Origin of the sequence: Marinobacter sp., assembly GCF_039977835.1 — a bacterium.
Taxonomy (GTDB): Bacteria; Pseudomonadota; Gammaproteobacteria; order Pseudomonadales; family Oleiphilaceae; genus Marinobacter.
The window spans coordinates 44917-64048 of the sequence record NZ_JBDWCL010000013.1 but is presented as its reverse complement, the minus strand read 5'-3'; the positions used below and the strand labels follow the sequence as shown (position 1 = coordinate 64048).

Genomic DNA, 19132 nt, shown 5'->3' with positions numbered 1-19132 from the left:
AGGGCCTTTGCCAGGCTGCAACAGGGAGGAGTGGAATGAGAAATTCAATGAAGACGGCAGGGTATGTGGCAATGCTGTTCGCTATGCTGGTGCTGGCCGGTTGCGTAAGTTCGCCTGCGACGGAGGCGCCGGGCAGGGATGTCGTGGCAATGCCGCTGACCAATACCTACTGGCAGTTGGTGAGCGTTGCCGGAGAGCCAGTGCCGGATACGGAGGGCCAGCAAAAGCCCCATATACTGTTCCTGGACGACGGCCGGGTAAGTGGGTTCAGTGGCTGCAATCAGTATATGGGTGACTACCGGGTAACCGGCGAACACCTGCTGTTTGACTCGATGAGCAGTACGCTTATGGCATGCCCGGATAACCTTACTGAAGAGTTGCTGTTTGCCGCATTCGCAAAGACCGTAGGCATCAACCTGGAAGGCATCGAGCTCCGGTTACTGGATGAGGCCGGAGAAGAGCTGGCGGTATTCGAGGCCACCCGAATGAAGTAGCTCGCTGTCTGTCAATTTGGAGACAGGCAGTCGGCCATGAAGATTCTGAATTCACTCACCAGGCGATCCAGACTGTTTTCCAGCCGGTGCCCGTCAGGCAATACCAGCAGTGGAAGCTTCTGTTCCCGTGCCAGTTCGATCACCGGCATGGGCAGCACCACATCATCGTCCCAACCATGAATGATCTGGGCATGCCGGGCCTGAATCCGCGGGCTTGACTGGGGATAGGCCGACATTGCCAGCGCCGGGGCCAGCAGGAAACAGCCCAGGACCGGCGTTTCTGCACTGGTGCGGGCACAGACCCAGCCACCCATACTGGACCCCACCAGAATGGTGCGTTCCGGGTGGGCTCCGGCTTCGGTCATGGCCTCTTTCATTTGCTGCAACCGTTCCATCGGCACTTTCGTACTGCGATGGTCCAGTGCCATAGCGGTGACTCCCGGGAAGGTTTCCGCTTCGGCTTTCAGAGCCTGCACCTTGGTGCCGCCGGGACCACTCTCCAGCCCGTGGGACAGGAATACGTGAATGTCAGATGTCGCCATGGTTACCTCCGGTGGGCAGGTTCAGTGTCGGGTTGCACCAAGAATATCCAGCGCGTGCCGGCGCTTTTCGGGGTCGTAAAGGTCTACGGTGAACATCAGTTCGTCCACTTCCACAGTCTGATGTAATCGCTTCAACTGCTTGCGAATGCTGTCCTCGCTGCCCAGTAATTGCAGTGCCAGGAAATCCTTTACGCTGGCCTTCTCACCGCTGTTCCACAGGCCATCCATGGATTTCACCGGCGGGCGCATCCACAACGGCTGACCCCGGAACAGCGACAGAATGCGCTGATAACTGGTGGTTGCCAGGAACTGCGCTTCCTCGTCGGTATCTGCCGGAACGGCCGGGACGGCCAGAATGACGTAGGGTTTGTCCAGTTGCGCGGAAGGCTGGAAGTTATCCCTGTAGGTCTGGATCGCTTCGCGGTAGAGCCGCGGCGCAAAATGGCCGGCAAAGGCATAGGGCAGCCCTCGCATGGCGGCCAGTTGGGCGCTGTAAAGGCTGGACCCCAGCAGCCAGATGGGCACGTTGGTGCCGGCACCGGGAATGGCTTTTACCGGCTGGCCCGGCTGAAGCGGGCCGAGTAATGCCTGCAGGCGGGCAACGTCCTCCGGGAACTGCTCTGCCCCCAGGCCTTCCCTGCGCAGCGCGCGGCTGGTAATCGGGTCAGTGCCCGGTGCACGGCCCAGGCCCAGGTCGATCCGTCCCGGGTACAGGCTTTCCAGTGTGCCGAACTGCTCGGCGATCACCAGGGGAGGATGGTTGGGCAACATGACGCCGCCGGAGCCCACGCGAAGGGTTCGGGTTGCACCGGCAATGTGGCCCACCAGCACCGCTGTTGCGGAGCTGCTGATCCCTTCCATGTTGTGATGCTCGGCCAACCAGAAGCGCTGGAATCCGAGGCTTTCCGCATGCTGGGCATAGGCCACGCTGTTGGCCAGGGTCTGGCCGACGGAATCGCCTTCGCGGACCGATGCCAGCTCCAGAAGCGAATAGGCTGGGGATTGTGCCGGGGATTGGGCGTTGGAAGACTGCGACATTGTATGCTCCGGTTCTGAACTATCCCGCAGCATAACAAAAACCGGCGGGCATGCCGCTATAAGGAGTGGCCGGTATTGCCGTCCGGCATCCACCAGCCAGGCAGTAACTGGCGGATGTCGGGGCGCAGGAAGCGGTCGTCAATCAGCCAGATCACACCCCGGTCTTCCGATGTGCGGATCACCCGGCCGGCAGCCTGGGCCACTTTTTGCAGGCCGGGGATCAGATACGTATACGCCTGGCCGGCACCAAAGCGCTGTTCCAGTCGCTGTCGCAGGATCTCGTGCCAGGCGTCAAACGGGGGCAGACCCAGGGTGGCCACGAAGGCGCCGATCAGGCGGTCTCCAGGCAGGTCGATGCCTTCGCTGAAGACGCCACCAAGTACCGCAAAGGCAACGCCGGAGTTGTCCTCCCGGAAATCATCCAGGAACGCGGTCCGCTCCTCGCCGGACATGCCCGGTTGCTGGGCCCGCAGGGGAATGTCCGGCGCCCGTTCGGCGAGGGCGTCGCGCACGCGGTTGAGGTAGGCAAAGCTGCTGAAAAAGGCCAGGTAGTTGCCCGGCCGGTCCCGGTACTGTCGGGCGATAATGTCGGCAATGGGCGCCAGAGAGCGTTCCCGGTCTGCCTGTCGGGTGCTGATCCTGGGTGTGAAGTGGACTTCCAGCTGTTCGGCCGAAAACGGGCCGGGCAGAGACTGGAAACAGGTGTCTTCAGGCATGCCCAGCAGGTCCCGGTAGTAGATGCCGGGTGACAGGGTCGCCGAGAACATCAGGGTACTGTCGGCCGCCTCGAAACGGGGCCTGAGAAAATCCGCCGGGATCAGATTGCGGATGGCCAGTTGTGCCTTGCCACGACCGGGCCTGACCAGTTCGCACAGGGAATGATCACCAAAAACCTCAGCCAGCCTTGTAAAGGCGAGGCTCTCGAACATCAGTTCCTGCAATGCCAGATCCGGAGGGTTGTCCGCCAGGTAGTCGGTAATGGCAGAGACCAGACGGTTCAGGGCGCCGGTGAGTGAACCGGGCACGTTATCCAGTATCACCGGTTCACGGCGGATCTCCGGGGCATGGTCGCGGATGACCGATTGCCAGGCCCGGGAAACACCATCCAGTTTGGGTTTCAGGGCCTTGGGTGCCTGCTTACGAATCCTGAGCAGGCGCGCCTGGCTCAGTTCCACCGAGTACATGCCCCGGGCCCGGTCCACAAGGTTGTGGGCTTCGTCAATCAGCAGGCTGGTCTTCCAGTCATTCTGCCGAACCAGTGCGTGAAGCAGGGCGGACTGGTCGAACATGCGGTTCACATCGGCCACTACCACATCACACCAGCGGGCCATTTCCTGGGCCAGGAAATAGGGGCAGATACCATGGTTGCTGGCAATGTCGGCCAATACCGGTTGAGTCAGGGCGCCGGTGTGGCTGGCCGCTTCCGCCCGGGCCTCCGGCAGTCGGTCGAAGAAGCCTTTGGCCAGTGGGCACGAGTCGCCATGGCAGGCTTTGTCCGGGTGTTCGCAGGCGTGGTCCTTGGCCACCAGTTCCAGGGCCCGCAATGGCAGCGATTCGGGTTGTTTATCCCGCAACAGATGCACGGCATCCACCGCCAGGTGGCGGGCGGTGTTGCGACTGGTGAGGTAGAACAGCCGGTCCTGTGATGCTGCCGGCATGGCCATTAGCGCCGGGAACAGGGTGCCCAGGGTTTTACCCAGGCCGGTGGGCGCTTCCAGCAGTAACGACTGATTGCGCAGGGAGTTCTTGTAGACCGTCTCCGCCAGGACACGTTGCCGGGGGCGGAAGTCAGGGAAGGGAAATGTCAGCCGTCGCAGGGCCAGGTCCCTTTTTTGCCGATGACTGGCCTCCTGTTCCGCCCAGCCGCTGTAGATTCCGCATAGTTGTTCCAGTTCCTGCCAGAGGTCGTCGGCGCTGGCCGTTTCGCTGACGGGGGTTTCCTTGTCCTTGCCCACATCGTAATAGATCAGGGACAGCTCAAGGGTTTTGAGTTTTTCCTGACGGCACAGAAGTGCCCCGTAAACCCTTAGTTGCGCCCGGTGGAGGGTGCGCTGGGCTTCCCGTACCCGTGACAGGTCGCCACGGTGGGTCTTTATTTCTTCCAGCCGGCCGGCAATCGGGTCGTACCCGTCGGCACGACCACTGACCATCAGATTGCCGCACTGGCCGGCCAGTGCAACCTCGCTTTGATACCTTGGCCCGCGACGTGCCTGCACGGCGCCATGGCCGGCAATGCCTTCTTCCGACGTGGGTGCCGGCGTGTAGCGCAAGTCCAGGTCACCTTTACGGGCCGCGAACTCGCAGAGGGTTCGCACCGCAACCCTGAGGTCGTTCATTCCGCCGCCCCGTTCCAGCGAACATAGCAAACGGACACGGGAATGCCGTGTTCCACGCAGAACTCCAGCCAGCGGGTCTGGTGATCCTGCAGCCGGTCGCCGGGGCCTTTCACTTCGATCATTTCGTAGCGGCCGTTCGGATCAGCATGGCCGGGATGGAAGCGGATCAGGTCGGGGAATCCGCTGCGGTGCTCCCGCAGGTTATCCAGCAGGCGCCGGAACATCAGCTCCAGGTGGTGGGCGGGAATACACTCAAGGGCCAGATCCAGTAATTCCTCCGACAGCACCGGCCATATCACGAAGGGTGAGGCGATACCCTGTTTCTGTCGCCAGGTGTTGCGAATCTTGGTTTTATACTCGTCGGTGGCCAGGCTGCTCAGGTACTCGTCAAAAAGTGCTTGCCGCTGTGCCACAAAATCTTCCCGGTACAGATCCACCGGTCCGGTGTGGAATGGGTGAAAGAAGGCCCCGGGCACGGGGGCAAATACGGCAGGCCAGCACAGCAGTCCGAACAGGCCGTTGATCAGCGTATTTTCTACATAGGCAACGGGGGCTTCCGGCTGAGCCAGGTGTTCCATGGTCACCCACTCCACCGATTGGTCCTGCGGATTGTCCAGCTCCAGGGTAAAGGCTGTCAGCACCGGGCGTGTGGATGGTGGAGGCAGGGTTTTGCCCAGTTTTTTGGCCAGGCGTGACTGGATGCGTTCAAGACCTCTTTCTTCCGCGCCAAACCTTGTCTGCTTACCGGCGGCTATGATTAGCTGCCAGGCTTCGCGGTATCGCTTCAGCCGTTCCATCAGGCGCAATTGCCGCAGGCGGGCCTCACGGTGGCCGCTCTGCTCATAGGCGGCCAGTGCCAGCTCAGTGTTCCTGCCACGCTCCGCCAGCTTGCCGAGTTCAAACAATAAGCGGCCGCGTCGACTTTCCAGCCAGGAGTTGTCGGAGGCGGCCGGCACGTCCTGCCAGACGGTTTCCGGTGCTTCGCCGTTGTCCAGGCGTTCGCGGCAGTGATGCATGACCAAATAGCGATCCACATCGTCGCGCTCGTCAAAGGCGCGGGATTCGGCAGAGAGGGGGACCTTTTCGTATTGTTGGTGACCCAGCTCCACCAGCACGAAATCGGACCAGCCCTGGCGCAGATTACCGAAGAACATCAGCCTCAAGCGATCAAACAGGGCCATGTGGTTCAGCCGGATTACCCGGGTGGGCAGGCTTGGCAGCCAGTGTTTCACGGGAGCGGGGGCTGGATGCAGCGGGATCAGTGTGTCCTTCAGTAGTCCCTTGGCGGCAGCGGCCGGCAAGCCAGTCGCGGAGATCCGGGCCGCCAGGTCAGGGCGAAGTTCGGCAAGGGTGAACAGGCGAAAGACCTCAGCCAGGGAGATGTCGGGGGCGTCATCAATCCAGCCGCTGCGCGACAATCCGCTGGCGGCGTCAGCCACCGGGATGCCTAACTCGGGATAGCTAAGCTTTTCCACCCGGAACAACTCGCCCGTGCGCATCACCAGCCGCGCCAGCAGTGCCCGCTCCGGCTGGTTCAGCGCCAGCAGGCTGTCTATGTGCCCGGTTTCTTCTACGGTCAGCAAATCACTGTGGTGCCGGCGTACCCAGCGTACGACTGTCTCGAAGTTTTCGAGATAGTACAGCGGATTGTCCAGGTCGGCGGTGCCGGGAATGGAGGAATCTGGAGCTGATACGGGCGTCATAGAAACTGTTTTGCTGGCCGGAGCGTAAGCATAGAATGATCACTGATGATGCCCTATGGAGAAGCCGATATGCGAGCCCTGATTGCCGTGATTTGTATCTTGTCCTCAGCGTCGGTGATGGCCGCTGAGTGCCCGGCCTTCCTCAATCATGACCTGCGAAAGCTGCATTCGTCGGATTCCGTCAACCTGTGCGACATCGCCGCCGGTAAACCCATGCTGGTGGTCAACACCGCCAGCCGCTGTGGCTACACCGGGCAGTTTGAGGGGCTCGAAGCCCTGCACAAGGAGTACAGCGACAAGGGCCTGGTAGTGGTTGGGTTTGCCAGTGATGATTTCCGCCAGGAGGCGGCTACCGAGGAAGAGGCTGCCAACGTCTGCTTCGTTAATTTTGGCGTCAGTTTCACCATGATTGCGCCCTCGGCGGTGACCGGAGGCGAAGCCAATCCGGTATTCCGGGCCATCAACAGCCAGAGCAGTCAGCCCCGCTGGAACTTTCACAAGTATGTGCTGAATGCCCGGGGCGAGGTTGTGGATGCGTTTCCAAGTCGTATCAAACCGGATGCCCCTGAACTTCGCAGTGCCGTTGAGCGGGTCGTTGCGGACCGCTGAGCCGGAGCTCTCACAGGTCTACGACGATTGGCGGATTCAGCGGTTTGAAACTGCCGTCGCAGGTGCTGGCATTAACGAACAGGCAGTCATTCAGATTGAGATGACCATGGCTCTCATGAATATGTCCGAACACGTGCATTTTCAGCCGTAACCGCTCCAGTTCCCGGGTCAGGTCGTCGCACCCGACCGACTGGGAGTGTGTGTCTGTGATTACTTCGTCAAGAATGCCCGCTGGAGGGCCGTGGGTGATCAGGACATCGGTATCGCCAGGAATCTGTTCCCATCGCTCGGCGATGGCCGGGCCGCGCGCGAGGTTGAAAGCCCAGTCGAAGAACACCGGTGTCCAGGGGCTGCCCCAGAACTTCAGTCCCTCTATCTCAGCACCGCTGTCGCGCAGGTAAATAGCGTTTCTGATCAGGGCTTCTGCCTCCGCCGGTTCATCCTGCAGGCACCAGTCGTGGTTGCCGGCAATCAGGATCTTGTGGCGGTGCGGCTGTTCGGAAAACCAGGCGTCCAGGTCTTCCAGTTCCTCAAGGGTTCCCACGCCCAGGCAGTCTCCGGAGTGGATCAGGATGTCGCCGTCCGGCACCTGTACCTGGCGGTGCATGCTGTGGGTATCCGATATGCAGACCAGTCTCATGAAGGCTCGTCGGGTTTGTCAGGGTTGCTGGATTTATTGAAAGCTCCGTGTCGTCCGGCGCCGCCGGCGAACCGGCCGGCGCCTTCGATAGCTTCTTCAAAGACCACAGGATAGCCCCCGGCACCTTCCGCGGCCAGGGCATCGGACATTTTCATATCCCATTGGTGAATGGCGGAGTACCGGTCGGCGCGCAGGCACTTCTGGGGGAAGCCGGCGATGTCCGCAGCCAGTGCTTCTGCAGCAGGTCGGGCCTGGCCATCCGGTACAATCCGGTTGACCAGGCCCATGGTTTTGGCTTCATCAGCGTTGACGGGGCGGCCCGTCAGGATCATGTCCATCGCATTACCGTGGCCGACGATCCTGGGCAGGCGCACTGTGCCGCCGTCAATCAGAGGTACACCCCAGCGCCGACAGAACACACCGAATATTGCCGTTTTCTCCGCCACTCTCAGGTCGCACATCAGCGCCAGTTCCAGGCCGCCGGCAACCGCATATCCGGATACAGCGGCAATGACAGGTTTCGACAACGCCATGCGGGATGGGCCCATTGGGCCCGCAGCGGTGCCTGTGGCTTCAATGTCGTTGCGCCGTTCCGGGTCGCCGACGGCTTCCAGGTCGGCACCCGCACAGAAATTGCCGCCTTCGCCCCAAAGCACGGCCACTTTCAGTTCACCATTCTGTTCAAAGTCGGTAAAGGCCTGGTGCAGGGCGTTCGCGGTTTTGCGGTCAACGGCGTTACGTTTATCGGGGCGGTTTATAACAATGGTAACAACAGCGCCAGTGGTTTCAGTGTAAACGGGGGGGCGTGTCACAGGGGGCCTCCTGGTGGTTATTGTTATCGGGTCTGAAAACCAGAGATACTGCTGTGTACTCTGCAAGATAACCACACCAGGCCGGGTAGGCAAGCCGCCAGCGGGGCTGGCGGCCTGTTTCATCAGGCGGCTTTAAGGGTTTTCATGTCAATCACGAAGCGATACTTCACATCGCCTTTCTTCATGCGCTCGTAGGCTTCGTTGATATTGTTGATATCGAGCATCTCCACATCACAGGTGATGTCATGCTCGGCGCAGAAATCCAGCACTTCCTGGGTTTCCGGCATACCGCCGATCAGTGAGCCGCCCAGCACCCTGCGTTTCATCACCAGGGCGCCGGCCTGCAATGCAGGGTCGACTGGCTCCAGCAGGCCAACCAGGATGTGGGTGCCGTCGTACTTCAGGCAGTTCAGGTACGGGTTCAGGTCGTGCTGTACGGGTACCGTATCCAGCATGAAGTCGAAGGCCTCCGCGGCCGCTTCCATCTGGTTCTCGTCAGTGGAGATGATCACATGGTCCGCGCCCTGCTTCTTTGCCTCGGAAACCTTGGCTTCGGAACGGGTGAAGATGGTGACTTCCGCACCCAGTGCCTTGGCGAATTTCACGCCCATATGGCCAAGACCGCCCATACCTATGACGCCGACTTTATCGCCGGCCTTCACGCCGTAGTGGCGAAGGGGGGAGTAGGTGGTAATGCCGGCGCAGAGTATGGGGGCGGTTGAGGCCGGGTCCAGCTTTTCCGGAACCTTGACCACGAACCTCTCACTGACCACCACGTTGTCGGAGTAGCCGCCATAGGTGATGGAGCCGTCGTGGCGATCTTCGCCATTGTAGGTGCCGGTCATGCCCTCCAGGCAATACTGTTCCAGACCGGATTCACAGGCTGAACAGCTTCGGCAGGAATCCACCATGCAGCCAACACCTACCGTGTCACCTACCTTGTAGCGTGTTACGTCGCGGCCGATAGCGGTAACCCTGCCGATGATCTCGTGTCCCGGCACTACCGGAAATTCAGTCATGCCCCAGTCATTCTGGGCGAAGTGGATATCGGTGTGGCATACGCCGCAGTAATCAATCTCGATGGAGACATCGTCCGGGCGCGGCTCGCGACGGTCAAAACTGAAAGGTGCCAGCTTCGAGCCTGCGGATTTGGCTGCGTAAGCTTTCGTATTCGCCATGGTCAGTGTGTCCTTCATTGCCAATGAGTGTTCGAAGCCATACGCACTAGTTTCGGGCTGGGTTCAGATTTTCAACCATAAACGCCACGCATTAACAGAATGTTAGTGACGGTGAGTGTGCCGGTAATCGGTGGGAGACTGGCCCATGACTTTCTTGAACAGGCGCGAGAAATAATAGTTGTCATCATAGCCAAGCGTACTGCTGATCTGAGTGAAGGAGTGGTCGGTGGTATCCAGCAACTGACAGGCCTGCTCCACTTTCAGGTGCAGGAAATGCTGTATCGGGGAAACCCCGGTGAGCGCCCGATAGCGGGTGGCAAAATGGGCGGGAGAGAGGCCGGTCAGGTCCGCCAGCTGGCCGAGAGTGATGCGTTCGTCCAGATGTTCCCGCATGAAGTTATGGATGATGTCCAGGTCCGGCTGCTGGGCATGGCCGGCTTCGCCAACGCTCAGAGGAACGGCTGCCAGCAACTGCCGCAACCGGTTGGCCACATGCACCAGGCCGGGGGTGCGGAAACCGGTTTGCCGAACCGACAGCAAGCCGTTGAAATCCACCAGTAACCGCGGCTGCCTCCCGATGTGCTGAATGCATATGCCGTCTGTAAACCCCATGTGTTGGCGGAAATTTTCCGCCAGCGGTCCGGCATAATGCACCCAATGGATTGTCCATGGGTTCTCCGGTGCAGCGGTATATCGGTGGGCAGCCCCGGCGGGTATCAGTACCAGATCACCGGCCCGGACCACGCAGGGTTCGTCCTCCACGCTCAGATAGGCTTCACCTTCCGTGCAGTGAATCAAAAGATCGTCGTTGTGGTGCTCGCGGTGCATGTGGTGGCCCGCCGCCCGGCGATAGTGGCCAAAGGCCAGGGGGTAAAGATCGCGGGTCAGGGGGTGCCGTGACAGGCTGCGTATTACCGGGTCCGGAATGACGTAGCGGATGCTGTCTGGCGGCACCGGCCACTGGGAGGTTCGGGTCATAATCGTTGCCTGCATTCCTGATGTATCGAAAGATAATCCATCATGGTCGAAACTTAGTCAATCATGAAGCGGCGGACGGCTGTGCTAGGATCGATGACAACCTGAGGGCATAAGACCCCATTCCTACAACAATGACAGGGAACATTGCTATGAAAAACGTACCCCTTTATATCGCTGGTGAGTTTGTCGAAAGCCAGACTGACCAGTGGATTGACGTTACCGATCCTGCCACCAATGAGGTGATTGCCCGCGCACCCTGTACCACGGACGCGGAAATGCGCCGTGCCATCGATAATGCCGGTGAAGTGTTCAAGGCGTGGAAAGAGACGCCGGTTTCCGAGCGTGCCCGGGTGATGATGCGTTACCAGGCGCTGCTGAAAGAGCATCACGACGAAATCGCCGAGATTCTGTCCAGTGAAACCGGAAAGACCTTCGAAGATGCCAAGGGCGATGTCTGGCGCGGCATTGAGGTTGTGGAACACGCGGCCAATATTCCGTCCCTGATGATGGGTGAAACCGTTGAGAACGTGGCCCGTGAAATCGACACCTATTCCTACACCCAGCCTTTGGGTGTGTGTGCCGGCATCACGCCGTTCAACTTCCCGGCGATGATTCCGCTGTGGATGTTTCCGATGGCCATTGCCTGCGGCAACACCTTTATTCTCAAGCCGTCCGAACAGGACCCGCTGACGCCCATGCGCCTGGCCGAGCTGTTTGAGGAAGCCGGTGCCCCCAAGGGCGTGCTGCAAGTAGTTCATGGTGGCAAGGAACAGGTGGATGTGCTGCTGACGGATCCGGCGATCAAGGCGGTGTCCTTTGTCGGTTCCGTACCCGTGGGTCGCTATATCTACGAAACCGGTACCCGCAACATGAAGCGTGTTCAGAGTTTTGCCGGCGCCAAGAACCATATGGTCGTGCTGCCGGATGCCGACAAGGACCAGGTCGTGAAAGCACTGGTAGGTGCGTCTGTGGGCGCCGCCGGTCAGCGTTGTATGGCGATTTCCGTAGCGGTTTTCGTGGGTGAGGCCCAGCAGTGGATTCCGGAAGTCAAGGAAGCCCTGGCGTCGGTCAAGCCGGGCGCCTGGAATGACAAGTCTGCCAGTTATGGCCCGATCATCAGCCAGAAAGCGAAAGAGCGGGTGGAATCACTGATTACCCGCGGTGAGCAGGAAGGTGCCAACCTGCTGCTGGACGGTCGTAACTGCACCGTTGACGGCCTGCCGGACGGGAACTGGGTTGGCCCCACACTGTTCTCTGGCGTCAAGCCGGACATGGACATCTACAAGGAAGAGATTTTCGGCCCGGTACTGTCCTGCATGGAGGTGGATACTCTGGCGGATGCCATCGCTCTGGTGAACGACAACCCGTATGGTAACGGCACCTCCATCTTTACCAGTTCCGGTGGTGCGGCACGCCGCTACCAGCATGAAATCGAAGTAGGCCAGGTGGGTATCAACGTACCCATTCCGGTGCCCCTGCCGTTCTTCTCCTTCACCGGCTGGAAGGGGTCCTTCTACGGTGACCAGCATGCCTACGGCAAGCAGGCGGTGAAGTTCTACACCGAGACCAAGACTATTACTGCCCGTTGGTTCAGCAGCGACGCGGTTGCTGAAACCAACTTCTCCATCCGCATGCGGTAAGGAGAACCCATGAATTTTGATCTGACAGAAGATCAGCTGGCTTTCCGCGAGGCCGCGAAGGCCTTCGCGGAAAAGGCCATGGCGCCCCACGCGGCGAAATGGGATGCGGACCATGTGTTCCCGGTGGAAGTGATCCGAGAAGCCGGCGAAATGGGCTTCTGCGGCATCTATACCCCGGAAGCCCAGGGTGGCATGGGGCTGTCACGACTGGATACCAGCGTGATCGTGGAAGAGCTCGCGGCTGCCTGTCCTTCCACCGCCGCCTACATCACCATCCACAACATGGCGACCTGGATGGTGGCGCAATTTAGCAACGCCGACATCCAGAAACAGATCGCCCCGCGCATGGCCAGCGGTGAATGGCTGGGCTCCTACTGCCTGACCGAACCCGGTGCAGGCTCCGATGCCGGTAACCTGCGCACCAAGGCCACCCGGGACGGCGACAGCTACCTGCTTAGCGGCAGCAAAGTGTTTATCTCCGGTGCCGGCGCCACCCAGATGCTGGTGGTGATGGCCCGGACTGGCGCGCCGGACAGCGGCCCGAAGGGCATCAGTGCCTTTGTGGTGCCTGCCGACAGCGATGGCATCCACTACGGTAAGGCCGAGGAAAAAATGGGCTGGAACAGCCAGCCTACCCGCCAGATTACCTTTGAAAACGTGCGTGTGCCGGCCAATAACCGGCTGGGTGAGGAAGGCCAGGGCTTCATGATCGCCATGAAGGGCCTGGACGGCGGCCGCCTGAATATCGCCACCTGCTCGATCGGTGGCGCCCATGCCGCCCTGCTGCGGGCCCGCAACTACATGCACGAACGGGAGCAGTTTGGCCAGTCCCTGGCGGGGTTTCAGGCGCTGCAGTTCAAGCTGGCGGACATGGCCACCAACCTGGTGGCCGCCCGGCAGATGGTTCGTCTGGCCGCCTACCGGCTCGACCAGGGCGACAACGAGGCCACCCTCCATTGCGCCATGGCCAAACGCTTTGCCACCGATGCCTGCTTTGACGTGTGCAACGAGGCATTGCAGCTTCACGGCGGTTATGGCTACATCCGCGAATACCCGCTGGAACGTTATGTCCGCGATCTTCGGGTACACCAGATACTGGAAGGCACCAACGAAATCATGAGGCTGATCGTGGCCCGCCGGCTGCTCGAGCCGGGTGTTGCCGAGGCTATCCAATAACAGCATCGAATAACAGGTGAGAACTCACATGAGCGAACTGATTCAGCTGGAAAAACGCGACCACACCGCGATTATCACCATCAACAATCCACCGGCGAATACCTGGACGCTGGATTCCCTGAAAGCACTTGAAGAGACCATTGAGGCATTGAACGCAGACCGCAATGTCTTCGCACTGGTGGTAACCGGCCAGGGCGAGAAGTTTTTCTCCGCTGGCGCTGATCTCAAGAGCTTTGCCGACGGTGATATTGCCAATGCCGAATTAATGGGCAAGGCCTTCGGGCGTGCCTTCAGTGCCCTGAGCCGTTTCCGCGGCGTCTCCATTGCGGCCGTGAATGGTTACGCCATGGGTGGTGGTCTGGAATGCGCCATGGCCTGCGATATCCGCATCGCCGAGGAGCATGCCCAGATGGCCCTGCCGGAAGCCACCGTGGGCCTGCTGCCCTGTGCCGGTGGTACCCAGAACCTGCCCTGGCTGGTGGGTGAAGGCTGGGCCAAGCGCATGATTCTGTGCGGCGAGCGCATCAAGGCGGACAAGGCGTTGAGCATAGGCCTGGTGGAAGAGGTGGTGCCATCAGGCGCCGCCTTTGACAAGGCCCTGGAGCTGGCGGAAATGGCTGGCAAGCAGAGCCCTTCTTCCGTGGCCCGTTGCAAGACGCTGGTGATGAGCGCCCGGGACGGCCGCAGCCACGACGACGGCTGGCGCATGGAGCGGGAACTGTTTGTCGATCTGTTCCGCACCGAAGACCAGCGAGAAGGGGTGAATGCATTCCTTGAAAAGCGCACACCGGAATGGAAGAACCGATAAAAAGCACGGGTGAGAAAATACCGATAAACCGGGCCGGATTAACGAGTTAATGGTATGAGCAATCAAGCAGTCATTTTTGAAGAACTGGAAGCCGCCGACGGTAAGCGTATTGGTGTTGCGAGGCTGAATACGCCTCGCTCCATGAATGCCCTGTCGCTGGAAATGATTCACCTGCTGAAACCCAGGCTTGACCAATGGGCAGCAGACGACTCCATTGGCGCGGTCTGGCTGGAAGGCGAGGGCGAAAAAGCCCTTTGCGCCGGTGGTGACATAGTGGCTTTATATCGGGATATGACCGAACCGCGTTCGGACAGTCGTGCTGTCAGTGAAGGGGATACCTTCTTCGCCGACGAGTACGAACTGGATTACCAGATACATACCTACCCGAAACCGTTCATCGTCTGGGGCAACGGCCTGGTGATCGGTGGCGGGCTGGGCCTGATGGTGGGAGGCTCTCACCGCGTGGTAACCGAGCATACGCGAGTGGCAATGCCGGAAGTGAGTATTGGCCTGTACCCGGACGTAGGCGCGGGCTGGTTCCTGAACAGGATGCCGGGGCGACTCGGGTTGTTCCTTGGCCTTACAGGTGCGCGAATGAATGGCGCGGACGCCATTTTTACCGGGCTGGCGGACCGTTTCATCGGCCACGATATGCGTGACGAAGTGAAGCAGGAATTGCAGCAGTCCGGCTTTGGCAGCGACGCCCATGCTGCCATCAATAAAGTACTGCGCCGGTTTGAGGCGGGCTCCCGGGAGGCGATTCCCCAGGCCGTGGTGCGTGAGCATTTCGACGTAATTCAGGCCCTCACCGACGGCGATTCGCTGGTGGACGCGGTGGACAATCTGGGCCAGTACGCTGGCGAGGACCCGTGGCTGATCAAGGCTGCCAAAACCGTCTCCGCAGCGTCGCCGGCTTCCCTGACCCTGACCTGGAAGCACTATCACGACACTTTGCACGACAGCCTGTCCCAGGTGCTCGACAAGGAGCTTCGGATATCAAAGCGCTGCCTGAAAATGGGGGAGTTCGCCGAGGGTGTACGGGCGCTGCTGATCGACAAGGACCTGAAACCACGGTGGCACTTCCCGACACTGGAAAGCGTGGACCCGGCGTGGATTGACCGGTTCTTTATGGAATCCTGACGAAAACCGAACAGACCCATCCTGATCAAACAACGGAGAACAATAATATGGCGACTATCACGTTTATCGGTCTTGGTAATATGGGCGGCCCCATGGCCACCAATCTCGTAAAGGCGGGCCACAATGTGACGGTGTTTGACCTGTCTTCCGAGGCGGTAAAAACGCTCACCAACGAAGGTGCAAAATCTGCAGCAACCATTCAGGAAGCGGTCGAAGGTGCCGAGGTGGTGATTTCCATGTTGCCCGCGGGGCAGCATGTGGAATCGGTTTACCTGGGTGACAACGGCCTGTTAAAGAACCTGCCATCGAGCACCCTGGTGATCGATTCATCAACCATTGCACCAGAGACAGCAAAAGGTGTGGCCGAAGCGGCCGTTGCCGCTGGCATTACCTTTATGGACGCACCGGTTTCCGGTGGTGTGGGTGGCGCAAAGGCGGGCACCCTGACGTTTATCTGTGGTGGTGAGGCAGACGCGTTCGAGCGCGCCAAGCCGATTCTTGACGGTATGGGCAAGAACATTTTTCATGCCGGCCCCCACGGCGCAGGGCAGATCGCCAAAATCTGCAATAACATGCTGTTGGCCATTCTGATGAGTGGCACCAGTGAAGCCCTGGCTCTGGGCGTAAAGAACGGGCTGGATCCTGCCGTGCTGTCGGAAATCATGAAGCAGAGTTCTGGTGGTAACTGGGCACTGAATGTCTATAACCCCTGGCCAGGGGTTATGGAAAACGCGCCAGCTTCACGCAACTATGAGGGTGGCTTCCTGGTCAACCTGATGAATAAAGACCTGGGGCTGGCGCTGGACAACGCCGTCAGGAATCATGCGCCGGTTCCGATGGGATCACTGGCCCGCAACCTGTTTGAGCTGCACGCCAGCGAGGGTAACGGCGGCCTGGATTTTTCCAGTATCCAGAAATTCTATTACCGCGAGCAAAGCTGAGCAGTCAGCGCCGTCGTTGTTCTCCCGGCGGGTTTTACCCGATCCACCGGGTACCGGAGGCGTTTATTTTTAGCTAAAAGTTTACCTTTACGTAAACTATAGCCTGTGCTAAACATTGAGGACAGAAATCGTCCACAACAATAAAAGGACTGGATCATGAGTCTCCCGGATTACCAATCGGTCTATGACAATTTCGATCCCGCCAGCCTCGAAGCCGAGATTCTGGAGGGTAGCCTGGACGCAGGACTGAACGTCTGTACTGAAATCTGTGACAAGTGGGCGAGTGACCCCCAGAGGGTTGCCCTGCATTATGAAAAAGCAGACGGCGGTTCCGGCAAACTCACCTTTGCCGAGCTGAAAGAAAAATCCGCCCGCTTTGCGAATTACCTGAAGTCCCGGGGTATTGGCAAAGGCGACAGGGTCGCTGCTCTGTTGCCCCGTAGTCCCGAGTTGCTCATCGTTATCGCCGGCACTCTGAGGGCGGGCGCTGTCTACCAGCCTTTATTCACCGCGTTCGGACCGGGAGCCATTGAATACCGCTTCGAGCGTGCTGATACCAAACTGGTGGTCACCGATCCGGTCAACTATCCCAAACTGATCGAAGTAAAAGACTGCGCGCCGGTGGTGTGCGTGAACGCCGCCGAAGTCAGCGGTGAAATCCCGGACTTCGACAAAACCCTGGCGGACCAGTCTGACCAGTTCGAGCCGGTGCTGATCAAGGGCAGTGATCCGTTCCTGCAGATGTTCACCTCCGGTACCGTGGGCAAGTCCAAGGGTGTGGCGGTGCCGGCCAAGGCACTGCTGGCGTTCTACGTTTACATGAAGTACGCCATAGACCTGCGGGACGACGATGTGTTCTGGAACGTGGCCGACCCTGGCTGGGCTTATGGTCTGTACTATGCCGTGGTTGGCCCGCTGCTGATGGGCCACGCCACCCACTTCAACCCGGGTGCCTTCACGCCGGAAACAACCTACGACATGATCCGTAAATACGGGATCACCAATCTGGCCGCCGCACCTACGGCCTATCGCTTGCTTAAAGCCAACGACCATGTGTTGCCAGAGGGTGAAAATCTCGGCCTGCGGGTGGCCAGCAGTGCCGGCGAGCCGCTGAACCCGGAAGTGGTGAACTGGATCGAGAGACGGCATTTCTGCCCGGTAAAGGACCATTACGGTCAGACTGAAACCGGCATGACTTGCTGCAACTTCCATGGACTTGATCACCCGGTGCGCCCGGGCTCCATGGGCTATTCCTCTCCGGGCCACAAAGTTGTTGCCCTGAACGAGAAGAATGAGGAAGTGGGTGAAGGCGAAATCGGCCAGTTGGCGGTGGATGTCAAAGCCTCGCCCCTGTTCCACTTTGATGGTTACACCTGGGGGGAAAAGGACCCGTTCGTAAACGGTTACTACCTCACTGGCGACATGGTGGTGAACCACGGTGATGGCTGCTTTTCCTTCAGCGGTCGCGACGACGACATCATTACCACGGCCGGCTACCGTGTTGGCCCCGCTGACGTGGAAAGCACCCTGCTGGAGCACAAGGCCGTTGCGGAATCCGGTGTGGTGGCCAAGCCTGATGAAAAGCGGGGCTCTATCATCAAGGCCTACGTAGTGATCAAGGCCGATCAGGAGCCGGATAACGAAGACGACCTGAAGGACGAGCTGCAGGAACTGGTGCGCCACCGCCTGTCTGCCCACGCCTACCCGCGGGAAATCGAGTTCGTGGACGAGCTGCCGAAGACGCCCAGTGGCAAGATCCAGCGATTCGTTCTGCGCAACCAGGCGAAGGAAGAGAAGCAGGGATGATTGTTACCTTCGAGGAACTGCAGGCTTTCCTTGCCGAGCAGTTTCCCCAGGGTGCCCGCTACGGCACCCTGGAGAAGCTGGGTGATGGCTGGGCGGAAATGAAGCTGGAGGTGGACGACGAGCACCTGCGCCCGGGTGGTACCGTTGCAGGCCCCGCCATGATGGGCCTGGCAGACGTGGCCCTCTATGCCGCGCTGCTGGGGAAAATCGGCCTGGTGCCGCTGGCGGTTACCAGCAACCTGAACATCAATTTCCTGCGCAAACCAGTGGCCCACAGCCCGATCAGAGCTCACGCCAGGATGCTGAGAATCGGCAGAGCCAGTGGTGTGGGCGAGGTTTATATCCACTCCGATGGCCTGGAAGATCCGGTCGCCCATGCCACCATCACCTATGCCATCCCGGCGAAGCGGTGATGCCATGAATGTCAGTGACATTGCCGTCCCGCTGGAGGATGGAGTCAGGGTTCAGGCGCGGCGCCTTCGTCACGAAAAAAGTGCCGGACCGGTGTTGGTATTCCTCCATGAATCCCTGGGTAATATTGCCCTGTGGAAGCAGTTCCCCCGCCGGCTGGCAGAGGCCACAGGCCTGGATGCCCTGGTCTATGAACGTCAGGGCTACGGTGCTTCCAGTGACGAACCATTGCCACGCCCCTATGACTACCTGGAGCAGGAAGGCAGGGTGTGGCTGCCCCGGCTGCTGGATGCGCTGGAGATCGACGAGGTAATCCTGGTGGGGCACAGCGACGGCGGGTCGATCGCCCTGATTGCAGCTGCGGTATTGGGTGACAGGGTGAAAGGTCTGATTACCATGGCGGCTCACACCTGGGCAGACCATCTTACCCTGGCCGGTATCCGCGATATGGGGCGGCGCTATACAGAAGAGGGCATCCGCGAAAAACTGCTTCGTCACCATGGCGAGCGCACGGATGCATTATTCAATGCCTGGCAGGAGGTATGGCTGGATGAGGGGTTCCAGCGGTCGATGAATTTTGCGCCCTGGCTGGACGCCATCCAGTGCCCCGCTATGATCATTCAGGGGGAAGAGGATGAATACGGAGTTCCAGACCAGGTAACCCGTATCGTGGAGGGTATCGGAAGCCAGGCAACGCCGGTGTTCATGCCCGAAACCGGCCACTCGCCGCATCTGCAGCAGCCAGAGAGGGTGCTGTCGCTGATTTGCGACTTTCTGCGAGCAGAGATTGATCAAAAAAGTGCGAATTACAGTTGACGTTTACGTAGACGTCAATCTGCTCTGTGGTTAGTATAAATGCACAACAATAACAAAAGGTAGA

General features: G+C 59.6%; 18 protein-coding genes. 10 read left to right on the top strand and 8 right to left on the bottom strand.

All coding sequences use genetic code 11. The features are described 5' to 3' along the window. Positions 1-35: 35 nt before the first annotated feature. Complete coding sequence (locus tag ABJM11_RS05515) at positions 36-494, top strand: META domain-containing protein (protein ID WP_348295910.1); 459 nt, start codon at positions 36-38, stop codon at positions 492-494. A gap of 11 nt (positions 495-505) precedes the next feature. On the opposite strand, the gene ABJM11_RS05510 is transcribed toward ABJM11_RS05515, so the two are convergent. From ABJM11_RS05510 to ABJM11_RS05495, 4 genes are read right to left on the bottom strand one after another with little or no spacing between them, the layout of a single operon-like run. Beyond that, entirely contained in the window at positions 506-1036 is a 531-nt protein-coding gene (locus tag ABJM11_RS05510) for a YqiA/YcfP family alpha/beta fold hydrolase (protein ID WP_348295909.1), read from the bottom strand. Positions 1037-1057: 21 nt separating this feature from the next. Further along, positions 1058-2074, bottom strand: a complete 1017-nt coding sequence (locus ABJM11_RS05505; protein WP_348295908.1) for an LLM class flavin-dependent oxidoreductase — start codon at positions 2072-2074, stop codon at positions 1058-1060. Between the two features lie 56 nt (positions 2075-2130). Continuing rightward, on the bottom strand, positions 2131-4410 hold the full coding sequence (locus tag ABJM11_RS05500; RefSeq protein WP_348295907.1) for an ATP-dependent DNA helicase: 2280 nt from the start codon (positions 4408-4410) through the stop codon (positions 2131-2133). Next, positions 4407-6113: a VRR-NUC domain-containing protein gene (locus ABJM11_RS05495; RefSeq protein ID WP_348295906.1), complete on the bottom strand. Its 1707-nt coding sequence runs from the start codon at positions 6111-6113 to the stop codon at positions 4407-4409. Before ABJM11_RS05495 ends, ABJM11_RS05500 begins: the two co-directional genes overlap by 4 nt. 69 nt (positions 6114-6182) lie before the next feature. Here ABJM11_RS05495 and ABJM11_RS05490 point away from each other — a divergent pair, with 69 nt between their 5' ends. Next, positions 6183-6722, top strand: coding sequence for a glutathione peroxidase (locus tag ABJM11_RS05490; protein ID WP_348295905.1), 540 nt, complete (start codon positions 6183-6185; stop codon positions 6720-6722). 10 nt (positions 6723-6732) lie between these two features. On the opposite strand, the gene ABJM11_RS05485 is transcribed toward ABJM11_RS05490, so the two are convergent. The 4 genes from ABJM11_RS05485 to ABJM11_RS05470 form a co-directional block, all read right to left on the bottom strand. After that, positions 6733-7362, bottom strand: a complete 630-nt coding sequence (locus tag ABJM11_RS05485; RefSeq protein WP_348295904.1) for a metallophosphatase domain-containing protein — start codon at positions 7360-7362, stop codon at positions 6733-6735. Beyond that, a complete protein-coding gene (locus ABJM11_RS05480) occupies positions 7359-8174 on the bottom strand; it encodes a crotonase/enoyl-CoA hydratase family protein (RefSeq protein ID WP_348295903.1) in 816 nt (271 codons plus the stop codon). Before ABJM11_RS05480 ends, ABJM11_RS05485 begins: the two co-directional genes overlap by 4 nt. 122 nt (positions 8175-8296) lie before the next feature. Continuing rightward, positions 8297-9352 (bottom strand): NAD(P)-dependent alcohol dehydrogenase, encoded by a 1056-nt coding sequence (locus ABJM11_RS05475; protein WP_348295902.1) that lies wholly within the window; start codon positions 9350-9352, stop codon positions 8297-8299. 102 nt (positions 9353-9454) lie between these two features. Next, positions 9455-10330, bottom strand: coding sequence for an AraC family transcriptional regulator (locus ABJM11_RS05470; RefSeq protein WP_348295901.1), 876 nt, complete (start codon positions 10328-10330; stop codon positions 9455-9457). 149 nt (positions 10331-10479) lie between these two features. Here ABJM11_RS05470 and ABJM11_RS05465 point away from each other — a divergent pair, with 149 nt between their 5' ends. The 8 genes from ABJM11_RS05465 to ABJM11_RS05430 all read left to right on the top strand — a co-directional run bounded on the left by ABJM11_RS05465 (position 10480) and on the right by ABJM11_RS05430 (position 19068). Next, positions 10480-11970 (top strand): CoA-acylating methylmalonate-semialdehyde dehydrogenase, encoded by a 1491-nt coding sequence (locus tag ABJM11_RS05465; protein ID WP_348295900.1) that lies wholly within the window; start codon positions 10480-10482, stop codon positions 11968-11970. Between the two features lie 9 nt (positions 11971-11979). Next, entirely contained in the window at positions 11980-13146 is a 1167-nt protein-coding gene (locus ABJM11_RS05460) for an acyl-CoA dehydrogenase family protein (RefSeq protein WP_348295899.1), read from the top strand. A gap of 28 nt (positions 13147-13174) precedes the next feature. Next, positions 13175-13954 (top strand): enoyl-CoA hydratase, encoded by a 780-nt coding sequence (locus ABJM11_RS05455; protein ID WP_348295898.1) that lies wholly within the window; start codon positions 13175-13177, stop codon positions 13952-13954. A 54-nt stretch (positions 13955-14008) separates the two neighbouring features. Further along, positions 14009-15094 (top strand): enoyl-CoA hydratase/isomerase family protein, encoded by a 1086-nt coding sequence (locus ABJM11_RS05450; RefSeq protein ID WP_348295897.1) that lies wholly within the window; start codon positions 14009-14011, stop codon positions 15092-15094. 47 nt (positions 15095-15141) lie between these two features. Beyond that, positions 15142-16035, top strand: coding sequence for a 3-hydroxyisobutyrate dehydrogenase (mmsB, locus tag ABJM11_RS05445; RefSeq protein WP_348295896.1), 894 nt, complete (start codon positions 15142-15144; stop codon positions 16033-16035). A 156-nt stretch (positions 16036-16191) separates the two neighbouring features. Continuing rightward, positions 16192-17841 carry an AMP-binding protein gene (locus ABJM11_RS05440; RefSeq protein ID WP_348295895.1) on the top strand — a complete coding sequence of 550 codons (1650 nt, stop codon included), beginning with the start codon at positions 16192-16194 and terminating at the stop codon, positions 17839-17841. After that, positions 17838-18254: a PaaI family thioesterase gene (locus ABJM11_RS05435; RefSeq protein ID WP_348295894.1), complete on the top strand. Its 417-nt coding sequence runs from the start codon at positions 17838-17840 to the stop codon at positions 18252-18254. Before ABJM11_RS05440 ends, ABJM11_RS05435 begins: the two co-directional genes overlap by 4 nt. Positions 18255-18258: 4 nt before the next feature. After that, the gene (locus tag ABJM11_RS05430; protein WP_348295892.1) at positions 18259-19068 is read left to right on the top strand and encodes an alpha/beta hydrolase; all 810 of its coding nucleotides are present in this window, start codon (positions 18259-18261) and stop codon (positions 19066-19068) included. Positions 19069-19132: the final 64 nt, after the last annotated feature.

Coding starts and splice junctions, on each gene's coding strand:
- ABJM11_RS05515 (WP_348295910.1), top strand. CDS start 36: ATGAGAAATTCAATGAAGACGGCAGGGTATGTGGCAATGCTGTTCGCT.
- ABJM11_RS05510 (WP_348295909.1), bottom strand. CDS start 1,036: ATGGCGACATCTGACATTCACGTATTCCTGTCCCACGGGCTGGAGAGT.
- ABJM11_RS05505 (WP_348295908.1), bottom strand. CDS start 2,074: ATGTCGCAGTCTTCCAACGCCCAATCCCCGGCACAATCCCCAGCCTAT.
- ABJM11_RS05500 (WP_348295907.1), bottom strand. CDS start 4,410: ATGAACGACCTCAGGGTTGCGGTGCGAACCCTCTGCGAGTTCGCGGCC.
- ABJM11_RS05495 (WP_348295906.1), bottom strand. CDS start 6,113: ATGACGCCCGTATCAGCTCCAGATTCCTCCATTCCCGGCACCGCCGAC.
- ABJM11_RS05490 (WP_348295905.1), top strand. CDS start 6,183: ATGCGAGCCCTGATTGCCGTGATTTGTATCTTGTCCTCAGCGTCGGTG.
- ABJM11_RS05485 (WP_348295904.1), bottom strand. CDS start 7,362: ATGAGACTGGTCTGCATATCGGATACCCACAGCATGCACCGCCAGGTA.
- ABJM11_RS05475 (WP_348295902.1), bottom strand. CDS start 9,352: ATGGCGAATACGAAAGCTTACGCAGCCAAATCCGCAGGCTCGAAGCTG.
- ABJM11_RS05470 (WP_348295901.1), bottom strand. CDS start 10,330: ATGACCCGAACCTCCCAGTGGCCGGTGCCGCCAGACAGCATCCGCTAC.
- ABJM11_RS05465 (WP_348295900.1), top strand. CDS start 10,480: ATGAAAAACGTACCCCTTTATATCGCTGGTGAGTTTGTCGAAAGCCAG.
- ABJM11_RS05460 (WP_348295899.1), top strand. CDS start 11,980: ATGAATTTTGATCTGACAGAAGATCAGCTGGCTTTCCGCGAGGCCGCG.
- ABJM11_RS05455 (WP_348295898.1), top strand. CDS start 13,175: ATGAGCGAACTGATTCAGCTGGAAAAACGCGACCACACCGCGATTATC.
- ABJM11_RS05450 (WP_348295897.1), top strand. CDS start 14,009: ATGAGCAATCAAGCAGTCATTTTTGAAGAACTGGAAGCCGCCGACGGT.
- mmsB (WP_348295896.1), top strand. CDS start 15,142: ATGGCGACTATCACGTTTATCGGTCTTGGTAATATGGGCGGCCCCATG.
- ABJM11_RS05440 (WP_348295895.1), top strand. CDS start 16,192: ATGAGTCTCCCGGATTACCAATCGGTCTATGACAATTTCGATCCCGCC.
- ABJM11_RS05435 (WP_348295894.1), top strand. CDS start 17,838: ATGATTGTTACCTTCGAGGAACTGCAGGCTTTCCTTGCCGAGCAGTTT.
- ABJM11_RS05430 (WP_348295892.1), top strand. CDS start 18,259: ATGAATGTCAGTGACATTGCCGTCCCGCTGGAGGATGGAGTCAGGGTT.